This window comes from Jeotgalibacillus proteolyticus, assembly GCF_002926065.1.
GTDB classification, from domain to species: Bacteria; Bacillota; Bacilli; order Bacillales; family Jeotgalibacillaceae; genus Jeotgalibacillus; species Jeotgalibacillus proteolyticus.
Genome location: NZ_PREZ01000002.1, coordinates 428,990 through 448,728, shown reverse-complemented (window position 1 = coordinate 448,728; position 19,739 = coordinate 428,990). Strand labels below are relative to the sequence as shown.

Genomic DNA, 19,739 nt, shown 5'->3' with positions numbered 1-19,739 from the left:
CTTTTTTGTTATGGTTTTTGCTCATATTCTTTTTCTGTACCATCCTCAAACGTTATATCGATCTCAAGGGACTGATAGCCTTCCTCAATTTCAAACCCGTCGATCACTGCCTGAAAAACCTCATCATCCGGAGTGTCAGCAGTAAAATCAAATCCGCTTAAAATCGGTTCGATTTCCTGATAGGCATCATCACCTGAAAGAAGCATCTGGTTCCGCTGGTCTTCATAGGAAGCTTCGATATTTCCTTCTGAATCATAAGAAACCTCAAAATCATTGTCATTGCCTTCATAATCAGCGTCAAATTCAAACTCACGGAAGGAAATAGTGGTGCTTTCTGCTTCTGGATTGTCTCCTGTATCATTCGTTTGCGCTTCTTCATTTTCTTCTATAGAAGGTGCGCTTTCAGGATTTTCTACAGTCTCATCATCGGAGCATGCAGCAGCAACGGCAACAGCCCCTGCAAGTGTGAATGGCAAAAGGAATTTTTTCATGTGAATACCTCCAGAAACATTTTGTGAATAACTTATTTATATCCCTAATCGAGATTTTTAAACAAATTACTGTTGCATGGCTGCGTCCGTTCTGTTATGATCAATCATGTTGATTAATCAATTGGATTGACAAGCCCTTGCTTCTGGTATACAATAGCAAGAGTGAAATGAATACAAGTTTGTGGTAAAAGTAGAGGCAGCCCGCTTCTCACCTGATTGGCGCTTTAGCAGCTTGCAGGTAGCACGTGATCATATTATACAATTTTGTATAGTAAAGCACTGGATGCGGGAGACGATGAAGTTTCCGGCTTTTTTTGTGTGATCATTTAAGTCGGTTGAATAGATGCTTTAACCCAAATCGCGTATTCGCGACATCAATCCGGAGGTGGATTACTATTAGCAAAGATGTTTTATTAAACGAAGGTATTCGTGCACGTGAAGTACGCTTAATCGATCAAAACGGCGAGCAGCTTGGAATCAAATCCAAGAATGAAGCGCTTGAGATCGCAGCTCGAGTGAACCTTGATGTAGTGCTTGTTGCACCGAACGCAAAACCGCCAGTAGCCCGTATTATGGACTACGGCAAGTTCAAATTCGAGCAGCAGAAGAAAGACAAAGAAGCGCGTAAGAATCAAAAAATCATTAATTTGAAGGAAGTGCGCCTAAGCCCTACCATCGAAGAACATGATTTCAATACAAAGCTTCGCAATGCCCGTAAGTTCCTTGAAAAAGGAGATAAAGTAAAAGCATCCATCCGTTTCCGCGGACGTGCCATTACGCATAAGGAAATCGGACAGCGTGTTCTTGAGCGTTTCGCTGAAGCATGCAAGGACGTTTCCACTGTTGAAACGAAGCCTAAGATGGATGGACGCAGCATGTTTCTCATGCTAGCACCAACGAACGAAAAGTAACGTTTTAAGGAGGATAATACTCATGCCAAAAATGAAAACTCACCGCGGATCAGCTAAGCGTTTCAAAAAGACTGGATCTGGAAAGCTTAAGCGTTCACGCGCGTTCACAAGTCACCTTTTCGCTAACAAATCAACAAAAGCTAAACGTAAACTTCGTAAGAGCTCAACGGTTTCAGCTGGCGATTACAAACGCATCAAACACATGATCTAATTAAACCAAACAAGAACAACGATTTATTAGGAGGTAATGAATATGCCACGTGTTAAAGGTGGAATCGTTTCACGTAAACGTAGAAAAAGAGTCCTTAAACTCGCAAAAGGTTATTTCGGTTCAAAACATACACTTTACAAGGTAGCTAATCAACAAGTAATGAAGTCAGGAAACTATGCTTTCCGTGACCGTCGTCAAAAGAAGCGTGACTTCCGTAAGCTTTGGATTACTCGTATCAACGCAGCTGCACGTACAAACGGTCTTTCTTACAGCCGTTTAATGCACGGTCTTAAGCTTGCTGGTATTGAAGTAAACCGTAAAATGCTTGCTGACCTTGCTGTTGCTGATGATCAGGCATTCGCTCAATTGGCAGATGCTGCAAAAGCCGAGCTAAACAAATAATCATTAACTAAAGACTGTCCTCTGAGGGCAGTCTTTTTTTCGCAAATACATTCATCATTAAAGGAGAAGCAGATGTTTGAGCTAATCATTACAGCTTATCTTGGGGTAATGTCACTGGCAGGCTTTACCGTCATGGGAGCAGATAAAAAAAGAGCGAGAAATAATCAATACCGGATTTCTGAAAAAACATTATGGGGAATTACATTGACTGGCGGGGCCGTTGGAACTTACTTTGGAATGACTCATTTCAGACATAAAACGAAGCATGCCGCCTTTAAATTCGGATTGCCTGTTTTTGCGTTTTTAACAGTTGTGATCCTACTTTATATCTGGGCTGGAACACCCGGGTTCTGATACACTGACAAAGGAAAGGAAGTGAGATTGTGCTTAATTGGAACAATCTTTATGAGATGCAGCACCAATTGGACAGCTATATCGAGAAGGAGAAGAACGTAGCTGATCAAGATCTTTTTGATAAAAAAGTTATCGCATTGCTGGTGGAAGTGGGGGAGCTTGCAAATGAGACCCGATGCTTTAAATTCTGGAGCGAGAAAGGTCCATCAGAGAAATCGGTTATTCTTGAGGAGTATGTAGATGGAGTTCATTTTCTCCTATCACTGGGAATAGAAAAACAGCTTCGATTTCAGCCTGACTCTACACCTTCTTCATCCCGTGAATTGACCGCCCAATTTTTTGAGCTTTATGGTGTAATTAACTCCTTTGCATTACAGCCATCACAGGAAACTTATAATAGGATGTGGGAATGTTACCTGAAAGTAGGGCAGGAATTAGGCTTTACATCCGAGAATATTATGGCCGCCTATAGTGAAAAAAATGAGGTTAATATCAAAAGACAGCAGCAGGGCTACTGATTTTTTCCTCTGACGAAACAAATGTTGCCATTATTCATTTTTGTGAATACCTGCACGGGATGATATAATTTTAACTGGCAAGAAACATAGGGAGGCGAAGAAATTGTCAAATGTAACTGAACAGCTTCAAATGCTTAAGGATTTAACTGATGCAAAAGGAATCCCGGGAAATGAACGTGAACCGCGTGAAGTTATGAAAAAATACATAGCACCATTTGCTGATGAAACAACAACAGACGGAATTGGCAGTCTGATTGCAAGAAAAACCGGTAAACAGGATGGTCCTCGTGTAATGGTAGCGGGACATCTTGATGAAGTCGGGTTTATGATCACCCAAATCGATGATAAAGGCTTTCTGCGTTTTCAGACTGTAGGCGGCTGGTGGTCACAGGTTATGCTTGCCCAGCGCGTTACCATTGTCACGAAAAAAGGAGATATTACAGGTATTATCGGCTCAAAACCGCCGCATATCCTGCCTCCTGAAGCACGCAAAAAACCTGTGGATATTAAGGATATGTTTATTGATATCGGCGCCTCATCCCGTGAGGAAGCAACTGAGTGGGGTGTAACTCCTGGAGATATGGCTGTGCCTTATTTTGAATTTACCGTGATGAATAACGAAAAAATGCTACTTGCAAAAGCCTGGGATAATCGCATTGGCTGTGCGATTGCCATTGACGTCCTGCGCGGTCTGAAGGACGCTGACCACCCAAATGAAGTTTACGGAGTAGGTACTGTACAGGAAGAAGTAGGACTCCGCGGAGCTAAAACAGCTGCGTCTACTATTAAACCTGATATTGGGATTGCTGTAGACGTGGGGATTGCAGGGGATACACCTGGAATTTCTTCGAAGGAAGCAAGCTCTAAAATGGGGAAAGGTCCTCAAATTATTTTATATGATGCTTCAATGGTCGGTCATAAAGGCCTTCGTGATTTTGTAACCGGAATCGCAGATGAGCATGGGATTCCCTATCAGTTTGATGCGATCGCTGGAGGCGGTACTGATGCAGGATCTATTCATTTAGCAGCAAACGGTTCACCATCTATAGCCATTACAGTCGCTTCCCGTTATATCCATTCTCATGCTGCAATGATTCATAAGGATGATTATGAAAATGCAGTAAAGTTGATTGTGGAAGTAATTAAAAAGCTGGATCGTGATCAGGTAAATGCAATTACATTTGATTAATAAAGAACGGAAATTCTGTATAAAAGCAGGTAAAAAAGGAGGCAGACTGTATTGGTATTCATCGAGTATGTATTAATCTTCCTCGCAGCTGCTACTCCGTGGCTTGAAATTGCACTGGTCATTCCGCTTGGGATTATAAGGGGACACTCGCCCATACTTGTCATGCTTGTAGGGTTCTTAGGAAATATGGTCACGATTGTTCTTTTGATTGCGCTTTTTGAAAAGGTAAGAGCTTATTTTGCCAAAAAAGCCAAAACGGAAAAGAAGAAGAACAAACGCCAGGAACGTGCAAAGAAAATTTGGAACCGCTATGGTCTGCCGGGGCTTGCATTGCTTGGTCCAATCTTAATCGGAACCCATATTGCGGCATTTATCGGAATGAGTCTTGGTGCGCAAAAATCCTGGACACTTCTTTGGCTGACTATAAGCATTGGGATCTGGTCATTGGTATTCGGAATTGCGACAATGCTCGGCTTTGATTTCTTTGTACAGGAAAGTGTGAATTAAAACAGCTGCCGAGAGGGTCTCGGCAGCTGTTTTTTAATGCTGTAGTCCACCTTCAAGAGTCTGGATTAACTGGTCGCGCTCTTCTCTCGAGCTTTTGTTCCAGATTAATTCAAACAATACGCCAAGACCGGGAAGTAAATGCTCATCCTGACGCTCGATGGAATCAACAATCGTCGCCTCTAATTCTTGCGGAGAGTTATCTTTTACGTTGTGGATAACAGTTTTACGAATGTTTAAATCCATGGTAAATCCTCCTTATAAGATAGAGTCATCTTATTTTCCCCGGGAAATTCTTTTTTATTCTTTAAAGCTTGTATATAATAAAGAAATCGATGAATGATGGAAAGAAGGAATTAAATGAATTTTTTACAATCGCTTCAAAACCCTCAGGTTAAGGCATGGAAAAAGCTGACAACAAAAAAAGGAAGAGATCAATCAGGGCTTTTTTTAGCAGAAGGCTTTCACCTTGTGGAAGAGGCGCTAAAAAAAGAAGGAACAGTCAAGGAACTGATTGTACGGGAACGTGTGGAGCTGCCAGACCACTTTTATACATCGGATATCGAGGTGACTACGGTAACGGATGAAATTTCAGAAGCAATTTCAGAAACGGAGCATTCGCAGGGAATATTTGCGGTCTGTAAACAGACTGCACAGGATTTTTCGGCAGAAAAAAACGGCAGATTTCTTTTAATTGATGCCGTACAGGATCCGGGCAATATTGGAACCATGATCAGAACAGCAGATGCAGCTGGCATAGATGCGGTTATTTTAGGCAAGGGCTCTGCTGATCCATATAATGCGAAGGTGCTGCGCTCTGCTCAGGGAAGCCATTTTCATTTACCTATTGTAAAAATGGATTTACAGGAGGCGATTAATGAGCTTAAGAAGCAGCGCATCCCGTTTTATGGAACAGCTTTAGAAGGAGCGGAAACTTATCATTCAGCTCCATCAGAAAGCCCTTTTGCGCTGTTACTCGGCAATGAAGGAGCAGGGGTAAGCATGGAATGGCTCAGTCAGACAGATAAAAATCTGTTTATTCCCCTTTACGGAAAGAGTGAGTCGCTAAATGTAGCTGTTGCAGCAGGCATTTTATTGTATCATTTAAGAGGCTAAAGGCAGAAAAAAGGTTTAAAACAAGCTAAAAGTAGTTTATACTAATAACATTCAATTATAAAAACATTGACGGAGAAAAGTAATTTGGCCAATGCCCATTTAGGGAGAGCACCTCGTAACTGAAAGGGTGCTTATGGCATCGCCTAATGAAGTTCACCTCCTGAGTTGACATCGGGACCACCAAAGCGTGTAAAGATGCTCCGGCTGCGATTAGCCGTTATCCAATGAAGAGTGAACAGGCAGCTTGTCTGTTAACTAGGGTGGTACCACGGAATCCAAGCACTTCGTCCCTAACCTTTTAGGGGAGAAGTGCTTTTTTGTGTTTTAAAGAAGAGATTTTCAAGAAGGAGGAGTTCAAACATGGAAGAAAGATTAAAACAGCTTCAGTTTGAAGCAGCAGAACGGGTTAATCTGTCAGGCAGCTTGAAGGAATTAAATGAGGTCAGGGTGGCGTATTTAGGTAAAAAAGGCCCGATTACTGAAGTACTTAAAGGGATGGGGAAGCTTTCAGCAGAAGAGCGTCCCAAAATGGGTGCACTGGCTAATGAAGTCCGTGATGCTATTACAAAGGTCATTGAAGAAAAGCAGCTGACACTTGAAGCAGAAGCAATTGAAAAGAAGCTTCAGGAAGAATCGATTGATGTAACACTGCCGGGGCGTCCGGTAAGAACCGGAACGCATCACCCGCTTACGAGTGTTATTGAAGAAATTGAAGATCTGTTTATTTCAATGGGTTATAAGATTGAAGAAGGTCCTGAGGTAGAGAAGGACTACTATAATTTTGAAGCCTTAAACCTGCCAAAAGGACACCCGGCAAGAGATATGCAGGACTCTTTCTATATTACAGAGGATATTTTGCTTCGCACTCATACTTCGCCTGTTCAGGCGAGAACAATGGAACGCCACCAGGGGAAGGGCCCTGTTAAAATTATCTGTCCTGGTAAGGTTTACAGACGGGATAATGACGATGCAACGCATTCTCACCAGTTTATGCAGATTGAAGGCCTTGTCGTTGATGAAAACATCCGCATGAGCGACCTTAAGGGCACACTTAATGTATTTGCCAAAAAAATGTTCGGGGAAGATCGTGAAATACGTCTTCGCCCAAGCTTCTTCCCTTTTACAGAGCCTTCTGTAGAAATGGATATCTCCTGTAAAATTTGCGGTGGAAAAGGCTGCAGCGTGTGTAAAGGAACCGGCTGGATTGAAATTCTCGGAGCAGGGATGGTTCATCCGAATGTTCTTGAAATGGCAGGGTTTGATTCGAAAAAGTACACAGGCTTTGCATTTGGAATGGGACCTGAGCGGATTGCCATGCTGAAATATGGAATTGACGATATCCGCCACTATTACACAAATGACCATCGTTTTTTAACTCAATTCGGTCAAAAGGAATTTAATTAATCATAAGGAGGCAATTTCATGTTTGTATCATATAAATGGCTTCAGGACTATGTGGATCTGAGCGGAATAACACCTGAGGATTTGGCCGAAAAAATTACGCGTTCAGGCATTGAGGTAGAGGGAATCGAAGTGCCGGCTGAAGGTGTCGAAAACGTAGTGATCGGCCATGTGCTATCGTGCGAAAAACATCCTGAAGCCGATAAACTGAATATCTGCTTAGTAGATGTAGGCGAAGAAGAGCCGGTGCAGATTATTTGCGGAGCTGCCAATGTAGGCGCCGGACAAAAAGTAGCTGTAGCGAAGGTTGGAGCTGTTTTGCCAGGTAATTTTAAAATAAAAAAAGCAAAGCTTCGCGGTGAAGCTTCTAATGGAATGATTTGTTCCCTCCAGGAAATTGGAATAGAAGGAAAGCTTGTACCAAAGGAATTTGCTGAAGGGATCTTTAATTTCCCGCAGGATGCACCAGTTGGGGAAGACGCAATTGAAGCACTTATGCTGAATGATTCGATTCTTGAACTCGGGCTTACCCCAAACCGGGCTGATGCCATGAGCTTGATTGGAGTGGCGTATGAAACCGGAGCAATTATCGACCGGCCGGTAAAGCTGCCAGAGTCCGACTACACTTCCACAGTGGAAAAAGCTTCAGACGTGATTACAGTTGAGGTGGAAGCGAAGCAGGAAAATCCGATTTACTTAGCAAAAGTAATTAAAAATATTAAAATCGGTCCTTCTCCACAGTGGATGCAAAGCCGTCTTATCGCAGCCGGCATTCGTCCGCATAACAATGTAGTGGACATCACAAACTATGTGCTGCTTGAATACGGACAGCCGCTTCATGCGTTTGATTTAGATCGTTTGAAAACCAATAAAATTCTTGTTCGTCTTGCAAAGCCGGGTGAAAAAATAGAAACCCTTGACGATACAGTGCGTGAGCTTTTGCCTCATCATCTGGTTATTACCAACGGGGAAGAGCCTGTTGCGATTGCCGGTGTCATGGGTGGCGCAAATACCGAAGTGACAGGTGCAACTGTAAACGTATTGCTTGAATCAGCTTATTTTGCCTCATCCTCCATTCGTCAGACTTCCAAGGACCATGGCCTGCGAAGCGAAGCAAGCTCCCGTTATGAAAAGGGTGTGGATCCAATTCGTGTAGAGCTTGCTGCTGAACGTGCGGCTCAGCTTTTAGCACTGTATGCAGACGGAGAGGTACTGTCAGGAACTGTTGCCTTCGATGAACAGGATAAATCAGAAAAGCAGCTGACCATTGAACTTGAAAAAATTAATCGTGTGCTTGGAATGTCCCTAAAGACTGAAGAGGTACTTGATTTATTCCGCAGACTGCAGATTAATGCTCATGCAGACGGTGAAACGATCTATGTATCTGCCCCTACACGCAGAGGAGATCTTGTTATTGAAGAGGATCTAATCGAAGAGGTGGCGCGTCTTTATGGCTATGATCATATACCAATGACACTTCCTGTCCATGAAACAAATCCTGGAGGCTTATCAGTAAGACAGCAAAAACGACGTTTGATCAGACAGGTTCTTGAAGGGGCTGGCCTTATGCAGGCTGTAACCTACTCATTAACTAACGATTCAAAAGCAGGTGAATTTGCACTTGATGTGCGAGAGCCTGTGAAGCTGATGATGCCGATGAGTGAAGAGAGAAGCAATCTCCGGTTAAGCATTGTGCCCCAGCTGCTTGAAAGTGTTTCTTATAACCTTGCCAGACAGCAGGACAGCATTGCATTTTATGAGACAGGTTCTGTCTTTTTAAAGGAAGAAGGACATGAGCTGCCTAAAGAGGATGAGCATGTTGCCGGTGCCATTACAGGTCTGTGGCACTTTCATGCATGGCAGGGAGAAAAGAAACAGGCAGACTTTTATGTCCTAAAAGGGATCCTGGACAGCTTATTTGAGCGTTTGGGTGTTGCTTCTTGCATACGCTATGAAAAAGGAAATGAAAACGATCTTCACCCTGGACGTACAGCGGCTATTTATTTCAATGATGAAAAAATTGGCTACGTCGGTCAGGTTCACCCTTCGAAGGAGAAGGAGCTGGATCTAAAGGAAACGTATGTGTTTGAAGTGAAGCTTGAAGCCGTCTATGCATATGGACAGGCACCATTACAATACACAGCGATTCCGCGCTATCCATCCATCACACGGGACATTGCACTTGTTGTGGATCGGGAAGTTCAAGGCGGTGAGCTTGAGCGAATCATTAAAGAAGCAGGCGGCAGCCTTCTAAAGTCAGTTAAGCTCTTTGATTTATATGAAGGCGATAAAATGGAAGAAGGCAAGAAATCTTTAGCGTTTTCCCTGAACTATATGGATCCTTCCAGAACGTTGATAGATGAAGAGGTAGTTAAAGCACATGATAAAGTGCTTAAGGCAGTAAAAGAAGAAGCGGGTGCTGACCTGAGAGGGTAATAGCAGCCAAAAAAGTCCGGCACAGAAATTGTGCCGGACTTTTTATCGAGACAAACGCTGAGCCTTTTGAGTATTGGCAAAATGAAGTTTTGTAAAATGGTTCAATTCCTGCATTCCTTTACTTTTAATCAATTTTGCTGCAGCAGCATCAACCTTTGAGCCGGCTCCTTTTGGAAGAGGAAATCCTGCCTCCTCACTTAAACTGTCCATTGCACGCAAAAATGCATAGCGCGCGATAATAGAAGCAGCAGCAACAGACAGATGAATGCTTTCTGCCTTCGTGCTAAACCAGACATTTTCTTTTACGATTGAAGTCTGCCCCTTTAAGTGCCGGTAATAGATATCTTTTTCTGCAAACTGATCAATGAGAATTCCCTCCGGCTTTTCAGGCTCAATTTTTTGCTGTAAATGGACAATCGCCTGGTTATGCAGAGCTGCTTTTATTTTTCCCTGTGTCCAGCCCTTGGCCTGGCGCTCATTGTATTTTTCGTTTCTTAACGTAAGCAGGCTGTATGGAATCGTATGAATCAGTTTTTTTGCAATGTCAATAATGGCAGGATCCTTTAGATGCTTAGAATCCTTTACGCCATATTCCTGAAGAAGGGCAAGCTGATCCTTCCTTACGTATGCTGCGACAACCGTTATTGGACCAAAATAATCGCCTGTCCCGACCTCATCTGTTCCGATTAGGGACATACTTGCGATCGAGGAAGGTAAATGGGCTTTTGGCTTTTCTTTGACGGGTGTTTTAGTTGAGGGAGCCGCACTGCCCCATTTTGCTGCCTCCTGCTCAGCATCCTTACCCTGAAAAAGAACTTTTCCGGACCGATAGGCAGTTATTGAAAAAGAAGAAGATTTAGCTGCAAAAACAGCACCCGGCGGAGGAGTCCGCTTCAGTTCTTTCTCATAATGACTTTTCATCGTATGGATAACCTCTGCAGACAAAATTAATACCGTATTTGGCATAGCTGAATCTCCTTTATTTGTTTAAACTTTACTATTTTTGTTTGTCCTGTTATCTTTTCTTTTCATCTTGAAATATTACGTGTTATGATAGTGATTAGGATTCTCGAGGAATGGGGGCTTACAAATTGTCTCAGAATGAAAAAAACCGCATAAGCGTTGACATCTATGGACAATCATACTCCATTGTCGGCAGTGAGTCCACGTCTCATATCAGGCTGGTTGCGTCAATGGTTGATGATAAAATGAGAGAGATCAGCAGTAAAAATCCTTCTCTGGATATCTCAAAGCTCGCCGTTCTGACAGCGGTAAATGCGGTTCATGATTATTTAAAGCAAGCAGAAGAAATAGAAGAGTTAGAGAATGAATTAAAAAAATTAAAGGGTTGAATGCTAGATGCTAGATTTGTTTTTATTAATAATCCTTGTAATGGGGTTTGTCGTCGGACTCCGCAGGGGCTTTATTTTACAGCTTATTCATATGATTGGATTTTTTATCGCTTTTTATGTTGCGTACGTTTATTATGACGTACTGGCACCTAAACTGACGTTGTGGATTCCTTATCCGGCCTTTGGCAGTCAGTCAGAGCTCAAAATGATTGCCGATGCTGTGAACTTTGAGGATGCATACTATAGAATTATTGCATTTGCTATTATTTTCTTTGGTGCAAAGATTATTATGCAGCTAATCGGATCAATGTTTGATTCCGTTTCTCAATTTCCTCTTCTACGTCCGTTGAATGTTGTTGGCGGGGGAGTACTTGGAATTATCGAAGTGTATATAATTATTTTTGTTTTACTTTATATTGCAGCCCTGCTGCCGATCGATTCGATTCAAAATCCGTTAAACGGGTCCTGGATTGCTGAGTTTATCTTAAAGCAGACCCCTGTATTTTCTGAGCAAGTAAAAGAATGGTGGCTCCAATCCCGTTCATAACCGTTAAATACACATGACAGGCTGCCTGGATCTCCATCTGATGGGGGCCAGGCTTTTTCTTATGACCGATTTTTTGCTAACATGAAAAGTGAAGCAGAGGGGGAAACGACATGAATAAAAAAGATCTTATAAAATTACTTGAAACAATTGCTATTTATATGGAATTAAAAGGGGAAAACTCCTTCAAAATAAGTGCATTCAGAAAAGCTGCTCTTGCTATTGAGACAGATGACAGAAGCCTTTCAGAAATTGATGACTTTACAGCTTTAAAAGGAGTAGGAAAGGGAACTGCCGGCGTTATAGAAGAGTTTTTAAACATTGGCGAGTCAAGTGTTCTTAAATCGCTGAAAGAGGAAGTTCCAGAAGGCCTGGTGCCGCTGTTAAAGCTTCCGGGTCTAGGCGGCAAAAAAATCGCAAAGCTGTATCAGGAGCTGGATGTGAAAAATGCAGAGGATTTGAAAAAAGCATGTGAGGAGCATAAGGTTCAGGGACTGGCAGGCTTTGGCGCAAAAACCGAGGAGAAAATACTTGCGGTGCTTGGAGAAGCAGGAAAAAGGCCGGAGCGTCTGGCTATTTCCTTTATGCTTCAAATTGCGGAAGAGCTTGATCTGGTGCTTGAAAAAATTGAAGAGGTTCAGGAATTTTCCCGTGCCGGCAGTTTAAGAAGAGCAAGAGAAACGATTAAGGATCTCGATTATATTGTCGCAACTGACGAGCCGGCTAAAGTAAGGGACGCCCTATTAAATATACGTGATATTAAAGAAATAGTCTCAAATGGTGACACAAAGGTTTCCGTTATTTTGGAGCGGGGCTGGGATGTCTCAGTGGACATTAGACTTGTCAAAAAAGAATCCTTCGCTACAACGCTTCATCATTTTACAGGCTCAAAAGATCATAATGTGAAAATGAGACAGCTTGCAAAGGAGCGGGGAGAAAAGATAAGTGAATACGGGGTGGAATCGGTTGAGAGTGGAGAAATAAAGCACTTTTCTACTGAAGAAGATTTCTTTGCTCACTTTGATCTTTCTTTTATCCCGCCTGAGGTCAGGGAAGACGGCAGAGAGGTTGAGAAGCATAAAGAAGCAGCGGGGCTGATTTCTCTTTCTGATATTAAAGGGGATCTGCATATGCACACGACCTGGTCAGATGGAGCTTATTCTCTCACCGAAATGATTGATGCCTGCCGCGCAAAAGGCTATGAGTATATGGCCATTACAGATCACTCACACTATTTAAAAGTAGCAAATGGGTTATCAGCTGAGCGGCTTAAAAAACAGATGGAAGAAATAAAAGAGCTGAATACAAGGTACACCGATATTGAAATCCTTGCAGGGGTGGAGATGGACATCCTGCCTGATGGTACACTTGATTATGATGATGATCTTTTAGCTGAGCTTGATCTAGTTATTGCTTCGATTCATTCAAGCTTTTCACAATCGCAGGAAAAAATCATGGCACGGCTGACTACGGCACTTGAAAATCCTCATGTCGACATTATCGCCCATCCAACAGGACGCCTTATAGGACGAAGAGAAGGATATAGGGTAGATATGGAAGCATTAATTGATAAAGCAGCGAAAACAAAAACAGCACTTGAGCTGAATGCGAACCCCAACAGACTGGATTTAAGTGCCCAGAATGTACAGCTTGCTATGGAAAAAGGAGTGCCGGTTGTCATTAATACAGATGCCCACGATCATGCTCATTTATCTTTTATGGAACATGGGATTAAGGCTGCTAAAAAAGGCTGGCTTACAAGCGGAGCAGTGTTAAATACCCGCTCCTGGACTGACTTATCGAAGTTTTTAAATCGTCATATGTAAGGAGGAATTTTTTTGAACGCAAAAGCATTAAAAACGCTTGAATTTACGAAAATCAAGCAGCAGGTAAAGCAGTACGCTGCTTCTGAGCTTGGAGACATACGGATTAACCGTATGGAGCCTTCTGTATCACTTGAAGAAGTAGTTCAATGGCAAAATGAAACAGATGAGGCAGCGACTGTTTTGAGAATTAAAGGGGGAATGCCGCTTGGCGGGATTTTTGATATCCGCCCCCATGTTAAACGCACAGAAATTGGCGGTTCCTTAAGCCCAATGGAGCTTGTTCAGATCGCAAGCACCATCCGTGCAAGTAAAAATATTCGGCATTTTATGGATAAATTAATTGAGGAAGAAGACATTGATCTTCCAATATTAGAAAATAAAAAGGAAATGATGGCTGTTTTAACACCTTTAGAGCATCTGATTTTTGATGCCATTGATGAAAATGGAGAGGTGCTTGATTCAGCAAGCGCTGAGCTGAGAGCAATCCGCCAGAGAATTCGCTCCAGTGAAAGCAGAGTCCGTGAAAAGCTTGAGAGTACGATACGCTCAAAAAATGCTCAGACTATGCTGTCAGATGCCATTATTACAATAAGAAACGACCGTTTTGTTATTCCTGTTAAACAGGAATACAGAGGCCATTATGGCGGTATTGTGCATGATCAGTCTTCTTCCGGCCAGACTCTTTTTATTGAGCCGGAGGCGATTGTTAATTTTAATAATCAATTACGGGAGCAGCGTTTAAAGGAGCAGGAGGAAATTGAAAAAATTCTTCTGCAATTAAGCTTGGCCGTAAGTGCAGAGTCCTATGATCTGTTGCTGATTGTTGATATCCTCGGGGATATTGACTTTATGTTTTCAAAAGCAAAATACGGAAGAGCGATAAAAGCAACAAAGCCTGAGGTAAATGATCAGGGGATTATACAGCTGAATAAAGCGAGACACCCTCTTTTGCCGATTGATGACGCTGTGGCAAATGATATTTATATGGGGGAAGATTTCACTGCAATTGTTATTACAGGTCCAAATACAGGCGGAAAAACAGTAACCCTTAAAACGATAGGATTATGTACGCTCATGGCACAGGCCGGACTTCCTCTGCCTGTTCTTGATGGCTCCAAAATTTCCATTTTTGAATCTGTTTATGCAGACATCGGGGACGAACAGTCAATTGAGCAATCTTTAAGTACCTTTTCCTCTCATATGGTGAATATCGTCAGCATTTTAAAGGAAGCTGACAGCGGCAGTCTTGTCCTGTTTGATGAATTGGGAGCAGGGACTGATCCTCAGGAAGGTGCAGCGCTTGCCATCTCGATACTTGATGAGGTTCATAATCGCGGCGCAAGAGTTGTAGCAACCACTCATTATCCTGAGTTGAAGGCCTATGGCTATAATCGGGACGGAGTGGTGAATGCGAGTGTTGAATTTAATGTGGATACACTAAGCCCGACCTACAGACTTCTGATAGGCGTCCCGGGACGAAGCAATGCGTTTGATATTTCAAAACGCCTTGGACTTGAAAAGCATGTTATTGACCACGCAAAATCATTTGTTGGAACGGACAGTAAAGCTGTTGAAGCCATGATTGCGTCACTTGAAACGAGTAGAAAAAGCGCAGAACAGGATTACAAGGATGCTCATGATTATTTAAAGGATGCAGAAAATCTCCATAAGGATATGCAAAAGCAGATGAGCGAGTTTTGGGATAAACGGGAGGATATGTACGAAAAGGCGCGGCAAAAAGCAAACGCCCTTGTTGAGCAGGCAAAAGCGGAAGCAGAAGAGGTGCTTTCTGACCTTAGAAAGCTTCGACTGGAAAAAAATGCTGATGTAAAAGAGCACGAACTAATCGATGCAAGAAAACGGCTCGAAGGCGCCGCTCCAGCTCCTTCTGCCGGAAAGAAAAAACCTTCTGCAAAAAAGGATACTCAAAGAAAGCTGGAGTCCGGTGACGAGGTTGAAGTATTAACCTTTGGACAGCGCGGTGTATTGCTGGATAAGGTGTCAGACACCGAGTGGAGTGTTCAGATAGGAATACTGAAAATGAAGGTTAAAGAGACAGAATTAGAATTTAAGAAAGCTGAGAAGAAAGCAGAGCCAAAACCGCTTGCCACTGTAAAAGGGAAGGACTATCATGTCGGGCTTGAACTGGATCTGCGCGGGGAACGTTTTGAAAATGCCCTTTTGAAAGTAGATAAATATATTGACGATGCCCTGCTTGCCGGATACCCGAGAGTTTCCATTATTCACGGAAAAGGAACGGGTGCGCTTCGATCAGGCGTTCAGGAAAAGCTTAAAAATCACCGTTCCGTTAAACGTGTAAGACTTGGTGAAAGCGGAGAAGGCGGCAGCGGCGTAACGGTAGTAGAATTTAAATAGATGACTCACTGCTGTGAAAACTGAAGGCCCATCACAGAAGGGTGCTTTCTTATCAGCAGTGATGACTCAATACTGAAAGCAGCTTAAATACAGTAAAGGTGGCAAAATAGATGGATGAATTCTGGCAGCATCCTTTAATTGAAACAGCAGGCTATTACAGTGTTGTGGTTCTTTGTATGATTGTTTTTCTGGCAGTATTTGAGCTTGTCACAAAATATAATAACTGGGAAGAAATTAAAAACGGAAATATTTCTGTAGCGATGGCAACAGGCGGAAAAGTTTTTGGTATGGCAAATATTTTCCGACATTCAATTGGCCAGCACGATTCTCTCTTTTCGATGATGGCCTGGGGAATTTACGGATTTGTTCTTTTATTGGTGGCTTATTTTATGTTTGAGTTTTTAACCCCGCGCTTTCGGGTGGATGAGGAAATTAAAAATAATAATAAAGCAGTAGGATTTATTTCAATGGTGATTTCAGTCGGACTGTCCTTCGTCATTGGTGCCAGTATTACCTAGGAGGCATAAAAATGGAAACCTTAGCAAAAATCTTAATCGCATGCTGTGCGGTCTTTATTCTGATTGGAGTCATTTATTTAGCGCTCATGTAATAAATAAGAAGATACAGATATTTTTAAAATTCTGTGTCTTTTTTCTCACTCTTAAATTGTAACCGCTTACTATTTACCTTATAATAAAAGAAGAAATGAGAATTTTCTAATTTTTAAAACTAAAAATAGGGAGGGGTTTTTATGGGAAATCAGCCTTGGTTAGAGCTTTATCCAGATACAATTCCCACGCACATCGATCTGGAGGAAAAGCCGGTTCATGCGTATTTGACCGAAGCTTCAAAGCTTTATCCGGAAAAAAAGGCCATTCATTTCATGGGGAAAGAATTTACCTACAGGGAAGTTCACGAAAGCTCGCTGAAAATGGCGAAATACCTGCAGGATATTGGGATCGAAAAAGGTGACCGGGTTGCAATCATGCTGCCCAATACACCTGCCTCAGTCATTGCTTATTACGGAATACTGTATGCAGGGGCAGTCGTCGTTCAGACTAATCCTCTTTATACAGAAAGAGAAATTGAATACCAAATGAAAGACTCAGGTGCAAAGGCAATTGTAACGATGGATATTCTTTTCCCGAGAGTATCAGCTGTATTCAATAAGACAGAATTGAAACATATTATCGTTTCTGCGATCAAAGACTTTCTGCCGTTTCCTAAAAACCTGATTTATCCATTTATACAAAAGAAGCAATACGGCATAACAGTAAAGGTTGAGCATAGCGGAAGCAATCATCTTCTAACTGAAATCTTAAAGATTTCTTCCCCCGTACCGGTTGAACACTCATTAAACTTTGAAGAGGATATTGCCATCCTTCAGTATACCGGGGGCACCACCGGCTTTCCGAAAGGGGTCATGCTTACCCATAAAAACTTAATCGCGAATGCTTCGATGTGTGATGCCTGGCTTTATAAGAATAAAAAAGGGGAAGAAGTTATATTAGGAATTCTCCCTTTTTTCCATGTGTATGGAATGACAACCGTTATGATTCTTTCCGTTATGCAGGGCTATAAAATGGTTTTGCTTCCAAAATTCGACGTTGACATGGCGATAAAAACGATTCATAAGCAGCGTCCAACCATTTTCCCAGGAGCTCCGACGATCTATATCGGCATTCTTAATCATCCCGAGCTGAGCAAATATGATTTAACTTCTGTTCAATCATGCCTGAGCGGCTCTGCACCACTTCCTGTAGAAGTCCAGGAGGAATTTGAAAAGCTTACAGGTGGAAAGCTTGTAGAAGGGTACGGACTGACGGAATCGTCGCCTGTTACACATTCTAATTTTATATGGGATCAGAAACGGGTAAAGGGAAGCGTTGGAGTCCCTTGGCCTAACACCGATTCGAAAATAATTTCCATGGAAACCGGAGAACCCCTTCCACCTGGAGAAATAGGTGAAATTGTGGTTAAAGGTCCGCAGATCATGAAGGGTTATTGGAACCAGCCGGAGGAAACTGAAGCCATATTACGTGATGGCTGGCTTTATACAGGGGATCTAGGCTACATGGATGAAGAAGGTTTTTTCTATGTGGTAGACCGCAAAAAGGATATGATTATCGCAGGCGGCTTTAATATTTATCCAAGAGAGATTGAAGAAGTGATGTATGAGCATCCTGCCATACAGGAGGTTGTGGCCGTTGGAGTTCCTGATGCGTACAGAGGAGAAACGGTAAAGGTTTTTATTGTACTAAAGCAAGGACACTCAGCTACAGAGGAAGAACTGGATACATTCGCCCGTCAGCAGCTTGCTTCCTATAAGGTGCCAAGAATCTATGAATTCAGAGATGAACTGCCCAAAACAGCAGTCGGTAAAATTCTCAGAAGAAAGCTTGTGGAAGAGGAGAAAGAGAAGCAAGCGAATCAAAAGCTTGGTTAATATGACGGGAAAGAGTGACAATTCACTCTTTCCGCTTATTTTACGCCTGGATTATACTTGACTGGGAATGTATTAATTAGTAAGATGAAAATATGAATGATTATTCATTCATGTTTTCATCTCTTTTTATTTGTCCAGTGTAACACATATCTCTGAAAGTGTTTTTTAACATGCTGGTTTAGTATAGAAGGAGACGAAATGCATCAGGAGAAAGATAAACCAACCGGCGCGTTAAAAGATCTGAATTCGGGATCTTACATGAAAGGTGATGAAACATTGAAAAAAGATAAACCAAAGTATAAACAAATTATTGATGCAGCGGTTGTTGTGATAGCAGAAAATGGCTATCACCATTCACAGGTATCAAAAATTGCTAAGCAGGCGGGTGTAGCAGATGGGACGATCTATCTTTACTTTAAAAACAAAGAGGATATCCTTATCTCATTATTTGAAGAAAAAATGGGGCAGTTCGTAAGCGCCATTAAAAGAGGTATGGAACATGAAGAGGATGCAGCGGCCCAGCTTGAAATTTTAATCAAAAGCCATTTTCAGATGCTTGCTGATGACCGCCACCTTGCAATCGTTACGCAGCTTGAGCTTAGGCAGTCAAACAAGGACATCCGGCTGAAGATTAACAAGGTTCTAAAGGAATATCTGCTGCTTGTAGATGAAGTTTTACATAACGGAGCCCAAAGTGGCGTTTTCCAAACGGATTTAGATATACGATTGGCAAGACAAATGGTCTTTGGTACGATTGATGAGGTAGCGACTACATGGGTAATAAATGATCAAAAGTATGATATTACCAATCTTGCTGCCGGTGTTCATTCGCTAATAGTAAGAGGACTAAGCAGTTAAAGGGGAGAAAATAATGAGTTCTTTAACCTGGGAAAACGATCAGTTTGTTTCAATCGCAACGATTAATCGCCCACCTGCAAATGCTCTGGCAAGTCAGCTGATTGAAGAAATTGACCAATGGCTGACTGCTGTAGAAGGGGATCAGGATGTAAGAGTTCTTTTAATCCATGGGGAAGGCCGTTTCTTTTCTGCCGGGGCAGACATTAAAGAGTTTACTGGAATTAAAGATGGTGCGTCCTTCAGCGAGCTGGCAAGAAGAGGACAGCGTGTGTTTGAACGTATGGAATCTTTTTCAAAGCCCATCATTGCCTCCATCCATGGAGCTGCTTTAGGCGGAGGGCTGGAACTTGCCATGGGCTGTCATATTCGCTATGTCAGTGAAACGGCAAAGCTTGGACTGCCTGAGCTTCAGCTTGGGCTAGTGCCGGGCTTTGCAGGCTCCCAGCGCCTGCCCAGATATGTAGGATTTGCAAAGGCAGCTGAGATGCTCCTTACAAGTGAACCAATTACTGGAACAGAAGCAGTTCAATTCGGCCTCGCAAATAAAGCCTTTTCAGAAGAAGAAGTTTTCGATAAATCGAAAGCGCTTGCATTGAAAATAGCAGTAAAAAGCCCAATTTCAGTAAAGGCTGCTCTTGATTTGCTTCAATATGCAAAGCGGGCTGAGTTTGATAAAGGGGTAAATGCGGAAGCTGACTGGTTTGGGGAGGTATTTACTTCTAGTGATGCAAAGGAAGGCATCGAAGCGTTTATTCAAAAAAGAACACCGGTTTTTAAGGGAGAATAATAACGATCAAACGGAGG

21 protein-coding genes and 2 other annotated features are annotated in these 19,739 nt (G+C 42.4%); of the genes, 18 read left to right on the top strand and 3 right to left on the bottom strand.

Annotated features, from left to right (window positions below; genetic code table 11):
* Positions 1-8 precede the first annotated feature (8 nt).
* Positions 9-491: a YusW family protein gene (locus C4B60_RS05960; RefSeq protein WP_104057089.1), complete on the bottom strand. Its 483-nt coding sequence runs from the start codon at positions 489-491 to the stop codon at positions 9-11.
* A 182-nt stretch (positions 492-673) separates the two neighbouring features.
* Positions 674-814, top strand: a sequence feature (ribosomal protein L20 leader region).
* A 72-nt stretch (positions 815-886) separates the two neighbouring features.
* Here C4B60_RS05960 and infC point away from each other — a divergent pair.
* From infC to C4B60_RS05925, 7 genes are all read left to right on the top strand, one after another.
* Positions 887-1,402 carry a translation initiation factor IF-3 gene (infC, locus tag C4B60_RS05955; protein ID WP_041060427.1) on the top strand — a complete coding sequence of 172 codons (516 nt, stop codon included), beginning with the start codon at positions 887-889 and terminating at the stop codon, positions 1,400-1,402.
* Positions 1,403-1,424: 22 nt separating this feature from the next.
* Entirely contained in the window at positions 1,425-1,613 is a 189-nt protein-coding gene (gene rpmI, locus C4B60_RS05950; protein WP_104057088.1) for a 50S ribosomal protein L35, read from the top strand.
* 42 nt (positions 1,614-1,655) lie between these two features.
* Positions 1,656-2,015 (top strand): 50S ribosomal protein L20, encoded by a 360-nt coding sequence (gene rplT / locus C4B60_RS05945; protein ID WP_104057087.1) that lies wholly within the window; start codon positions 1,656-1,658, stop codon positions 2,013-2,015.
* 72 nt (positions 2,016-2,087) lie between these two features.
* A complete protein-coding gene (locus C4B60_RS05940) occupies positions 2,088-2,369 on the top strand; it encodes a DUF1294 domain-containing protein (protein ID WP_104057086.1) in 282 nt (93 codons plus the stop codon).
* Between the two features lie 29 nt (positions 2,370-2,398).
* Entirely contained in the window at positions 2,399-2,887 is a 489-nt protein-coding gene (locus C4B60_RS05935) for a dUTP diphosphatase (RefSeq protein ID WP_245153879.1), read from the top strand.
* A 103-nt stretch (positions 2,888-2,990) separates the two neighbouring features.
* The gene (locus C4B60_RS05930; protein WP_104057085.1) at positions 2,991-4,076 is read left to right on the top strand and encodes a M42 family metallopeptidase; all 1,086 of its coding nucleotides are present in this window, start codon (positions 2,991-2,993) and stop codon (positions 4,074-4,076) included.
* 51 nt (positions 4,077-4,127) lie between these two features.
* Positions 4,128-4,583: a small multi-drug export protein gene (locus C4B60_RS05925; protein WP_104057084.1), complete on the top strand. Its 456-nt coding sequence runs from the start codon at positions 4,128-4,130 to the stop codon at positions 4,581-4,583.
* A 33-nt stretch (positions 4,584-4,616) separates the two neighbouring features.
* Here C4B60_RS05925 and sspI read toward each other — a convergent pair whose 3' ends face one another.
* Positions 4,617-4,826: a small acid-soluble spore protein SspI gene (sspI, locus tag C4B60_RS05920; RefSeq protein ID WP_104057083.1), complete on the bottom strand. Its 210-nt coding sequence runs from the start codon at positions 4,824-4,826 to the stop codon at positions 4,617-4,619.
* 114 nt (positions 4,827-4,940) lie between these two features.
* On the opposite strand from sspI, the gene C4B60_RS05915 reads away from it, so the two are divergent.
* From C4B60_RS05915 to pheT, 3 genes are all read left to right on the top strand, one after another.
* Entirely contained in the window at positions 4,941-5,696 is a 756-nt protein-coding gene (locus C4B60_RS05915) for a TrmH family RNA methyltransferase (protein WP_104057082.1), read from the top strand.
* A gap of 57 nt (positions 5,697-5,753) precedes the next feature.
* Positions 5,754-5,991, top strand: a binding site (T-box leader).
* Between the two features lie 65 nt (positions 5,992-6,056).
* Positions 6,057-7,100, top strand: coding sequence for a phenylalanine--tRNA ligase subunit alpha (pheS, locus tag C4B60_RS05910; protein ID WP_104057081.1), 1,044 nt, complete (start codon positions 6,057-6,059; stop codon positions 7,098-7,100).
* An 18-nt stretch (positions 7,101-7,118) separates the two neighbouring features.
* Positions 7,119-9,533: a phenylalanine--tRNA ligase subunit beta gene (gene pheT, locus C4B60_RS05905; protein WP_104057080.1), complete on the top strand. Its 2,415-nt coding sequence runs from the start codon at positions 7,119-7,121 to the stop codon at positions 9,531-9,533.
* 42 nt (positions 9,534-9,575) lie between these two features.
* Here pheT and rnhC read toward each other — a convergent pair whose 3' ends face one another.
* Positions 9,576-10,499, bottom strand: a complete 924-nt coding sequence (gene rnhC, locus C4B60_RS05900; RefSeq protein WP_104057079.1) for a ribonuclease HIII — start codon at positions 10,497-10,499, stop codon at positions 9,576-9,578.
* A 110-nt stretch (positions 10,500-10,609) separates the two neighbouring features.
* On the opposite strand from rnhC, the gene zapA reads away from it, so the two are divergent.
* The 8 genes from zapA to C4B60_RS05860 all read left to right on the top strand — a co-directional run bounded on the left by zapA (position 10,610) and on the right by C4B60_RS05860 (position 19,722).
* Entirely contained in the window at positions 10,610-10,885 is a 276-nt protein-coding gene (gene zapA / locus C4B60_RS05895) for a cell division protein ZapA (protein WP_425331151.1), read from the top strand.
* Between the two features lie 7 nt (positions 10,886-10,892).
* A complete protein-coding gene (locus C4B60_RS05890; protein WP_104057077.1) occupies positions 10,893-11,432 on the top strand; it encodes a CvpA family protein in 540 nt (179 codons plus the stop codon).
* Between the two features lie 110 nt (positions 11,433-11,542).
* On the top strand, positions 11,543-13,255 hold the full coding sequence (polX, locus tag C4B60_RS05885) for a DNA polymerase/3'-5' exonuclease PolX (RefSeq protein WP_104057076.1): 1,713 nt from the start codon (positions 11,543-11,545) through the stop codon (positions 13,253-13,255).
* Between the two features lie 12 nt (positions 13,256-13,267).
* Complete coding sequence (locus C4B60_RS05880) at positions 13,268-15,631, top strand: endonuclease MutS2 (RefSeq protein ID WP_104057075.1); 2,364 nt, start codon at positions 13,268-13,270, stop codon at positions 15,629-15,631.
* Between the two features lie 110 nt (positions 15,632-15,741).
* A complete protein-coding gene (locus C4B60_RS05875) occupies positions 15,742-16,149 on the top strand; it encodes a DUF350 domain-containing protein (protein ID WP_104057074.1) in 408 nt (135 codons plus the stop codon).
* Positions 16,150-16,382: 233 nt separating this feature from the next.
* Positions 16,383-18,077, top strand: coding sequence for a long-chain-fatty-acid--CoA ligase (locus C4B60_RS05870; RefSeq protein ID WP_104057073.1), 1,695 nt, complete (start codon positions 16,383-16,385; stop codon positions 18,075-18,077).
* 276 nt (positions 18,078-18,353) lie between these two features.
* Positions 18,354-18,935, top strand: a complete 582-nt coding sequence (locus C4B60_RS05865) for a fatty acid metabolism transcriptional regulator FadR (RefSeq protein ID WP_104057273.1) — start codon at positions 18,354-18,356, stop codon at positions 18,933-18,935.
* 13 nt (positions 18,936-18,948) lie between these two features.
* Positions 18,949-19,722: an enoyl-CoA hydratase gene (locus tag C4B60_RS05860; protein ID WP_104057072.1), complete on the top strand. Its 774-nt coding sequence runs from the start codon at positions 18,949-18,951 to the stop codon at positions 19,720-19,722.
* Positions 19,723-19,739: the final 17 nt, after the last annotated feature.

Bases quoted from the DNA above. Each gene is read 5' to 3' on its own strand.
- rnhC (WP_104057079.1), bottom strand. From the start codon at position 10,499: ATGCCAAATACGGTATTAATTTTGTCTGCAGAGGTTATCCATACGATG.
- rpmI (WP_104057088.1), top strand. From the start codon at position 1,425: ATGCCAAAAATGAAAACTCACCGCGGATCAGCTAAGCGTTTCAAAAAG.
- C4B60_RS05915 (WP_104057082.1), top strand. From the start codon at position 4,941: ATGAATTTTTTACAATCGCTTCAAAACCCTCAGGTTAAGGCATGGAAA.
- polX (WP_104057076.1), top strand. From the start codon at position 11,543: ATGAATAAAAAAGATCTTATAAAATTACTTGAAACAATTGCTATTTAT.
- zapA (WP_425331151.1), top strand. From the start codon at position 10,610: ATGGGGGCTTACAAATTGTCTCAGAATGAAAAAAACCGCATAAGCGTT.
- rplT (WP_104057087.1), top strand. From the start codon at position 1,656: ATGCCACGTGTTAAAGGTGGAATCGTTTCACGTAAACGTAGAAAAAGA.
- C4B60_RS05860 (WP_104057072.1), top strand. From the start codon at position 18,949: ATGAGTTCTTTAACCTGGGAAAACGATCAGTTTGTTTCAATCGCAACG.
- sspI (WP_104057083.1), bottom strand. From the start codon at position 4,826: ATGGATTTAAACATTCGTAAAACTGTTATCCACAACGTAAAAGATAAC.
- C4B60_RS05875 (WP_104057074.1), top strand. From the start codon at position 15,742: ATGGATGAATTCTGGCAGCATCCTTTAATTGAAACAGCAGGCTATTAC.
- C4B60_RS05960 (WP_104057089.1), bottom strand. From the start codon at position 491: ATGAAAAAATTCCTTTTGCCATTCACACTTGCAGGGGCTGTTGCCGTT.
- pheS (WP_104057081.1), top strand. From the start codon at position 6,057: ATGGAAGAAAGATTAAAACAGCTTCAGTTTGAAGCAGCAGAACGGGTT.
- C4B60_RS05940 (WP_104057086.1), top strand. From the start codon at position 2,088: ATGTTTGAGCTAATCATTACAGCTTATCTTGGGGTAATGTCACTGGCA.
- C4B60_RS05890 (WP_104057077.1), top strand. From the start codon at position 10,893: ATGCTAGATTTGTTTTTATTAATAATCCTTGTAATGGGGTTTGTCGTC.
- C4B60_RS05870 (WP_104057073.1), top strand. From the start codon at position 16,383: ATGGGAAATCAGCCTTGGTTAGAGCTTTATCCAGATACAATTCCCACG.
- pheT (WP_104057080.1), top strand. From the start codon at position 7,119: ATGTTTGTATCATATAAATGGCTTCAGGACTATGTGGATCTGAGCGGA.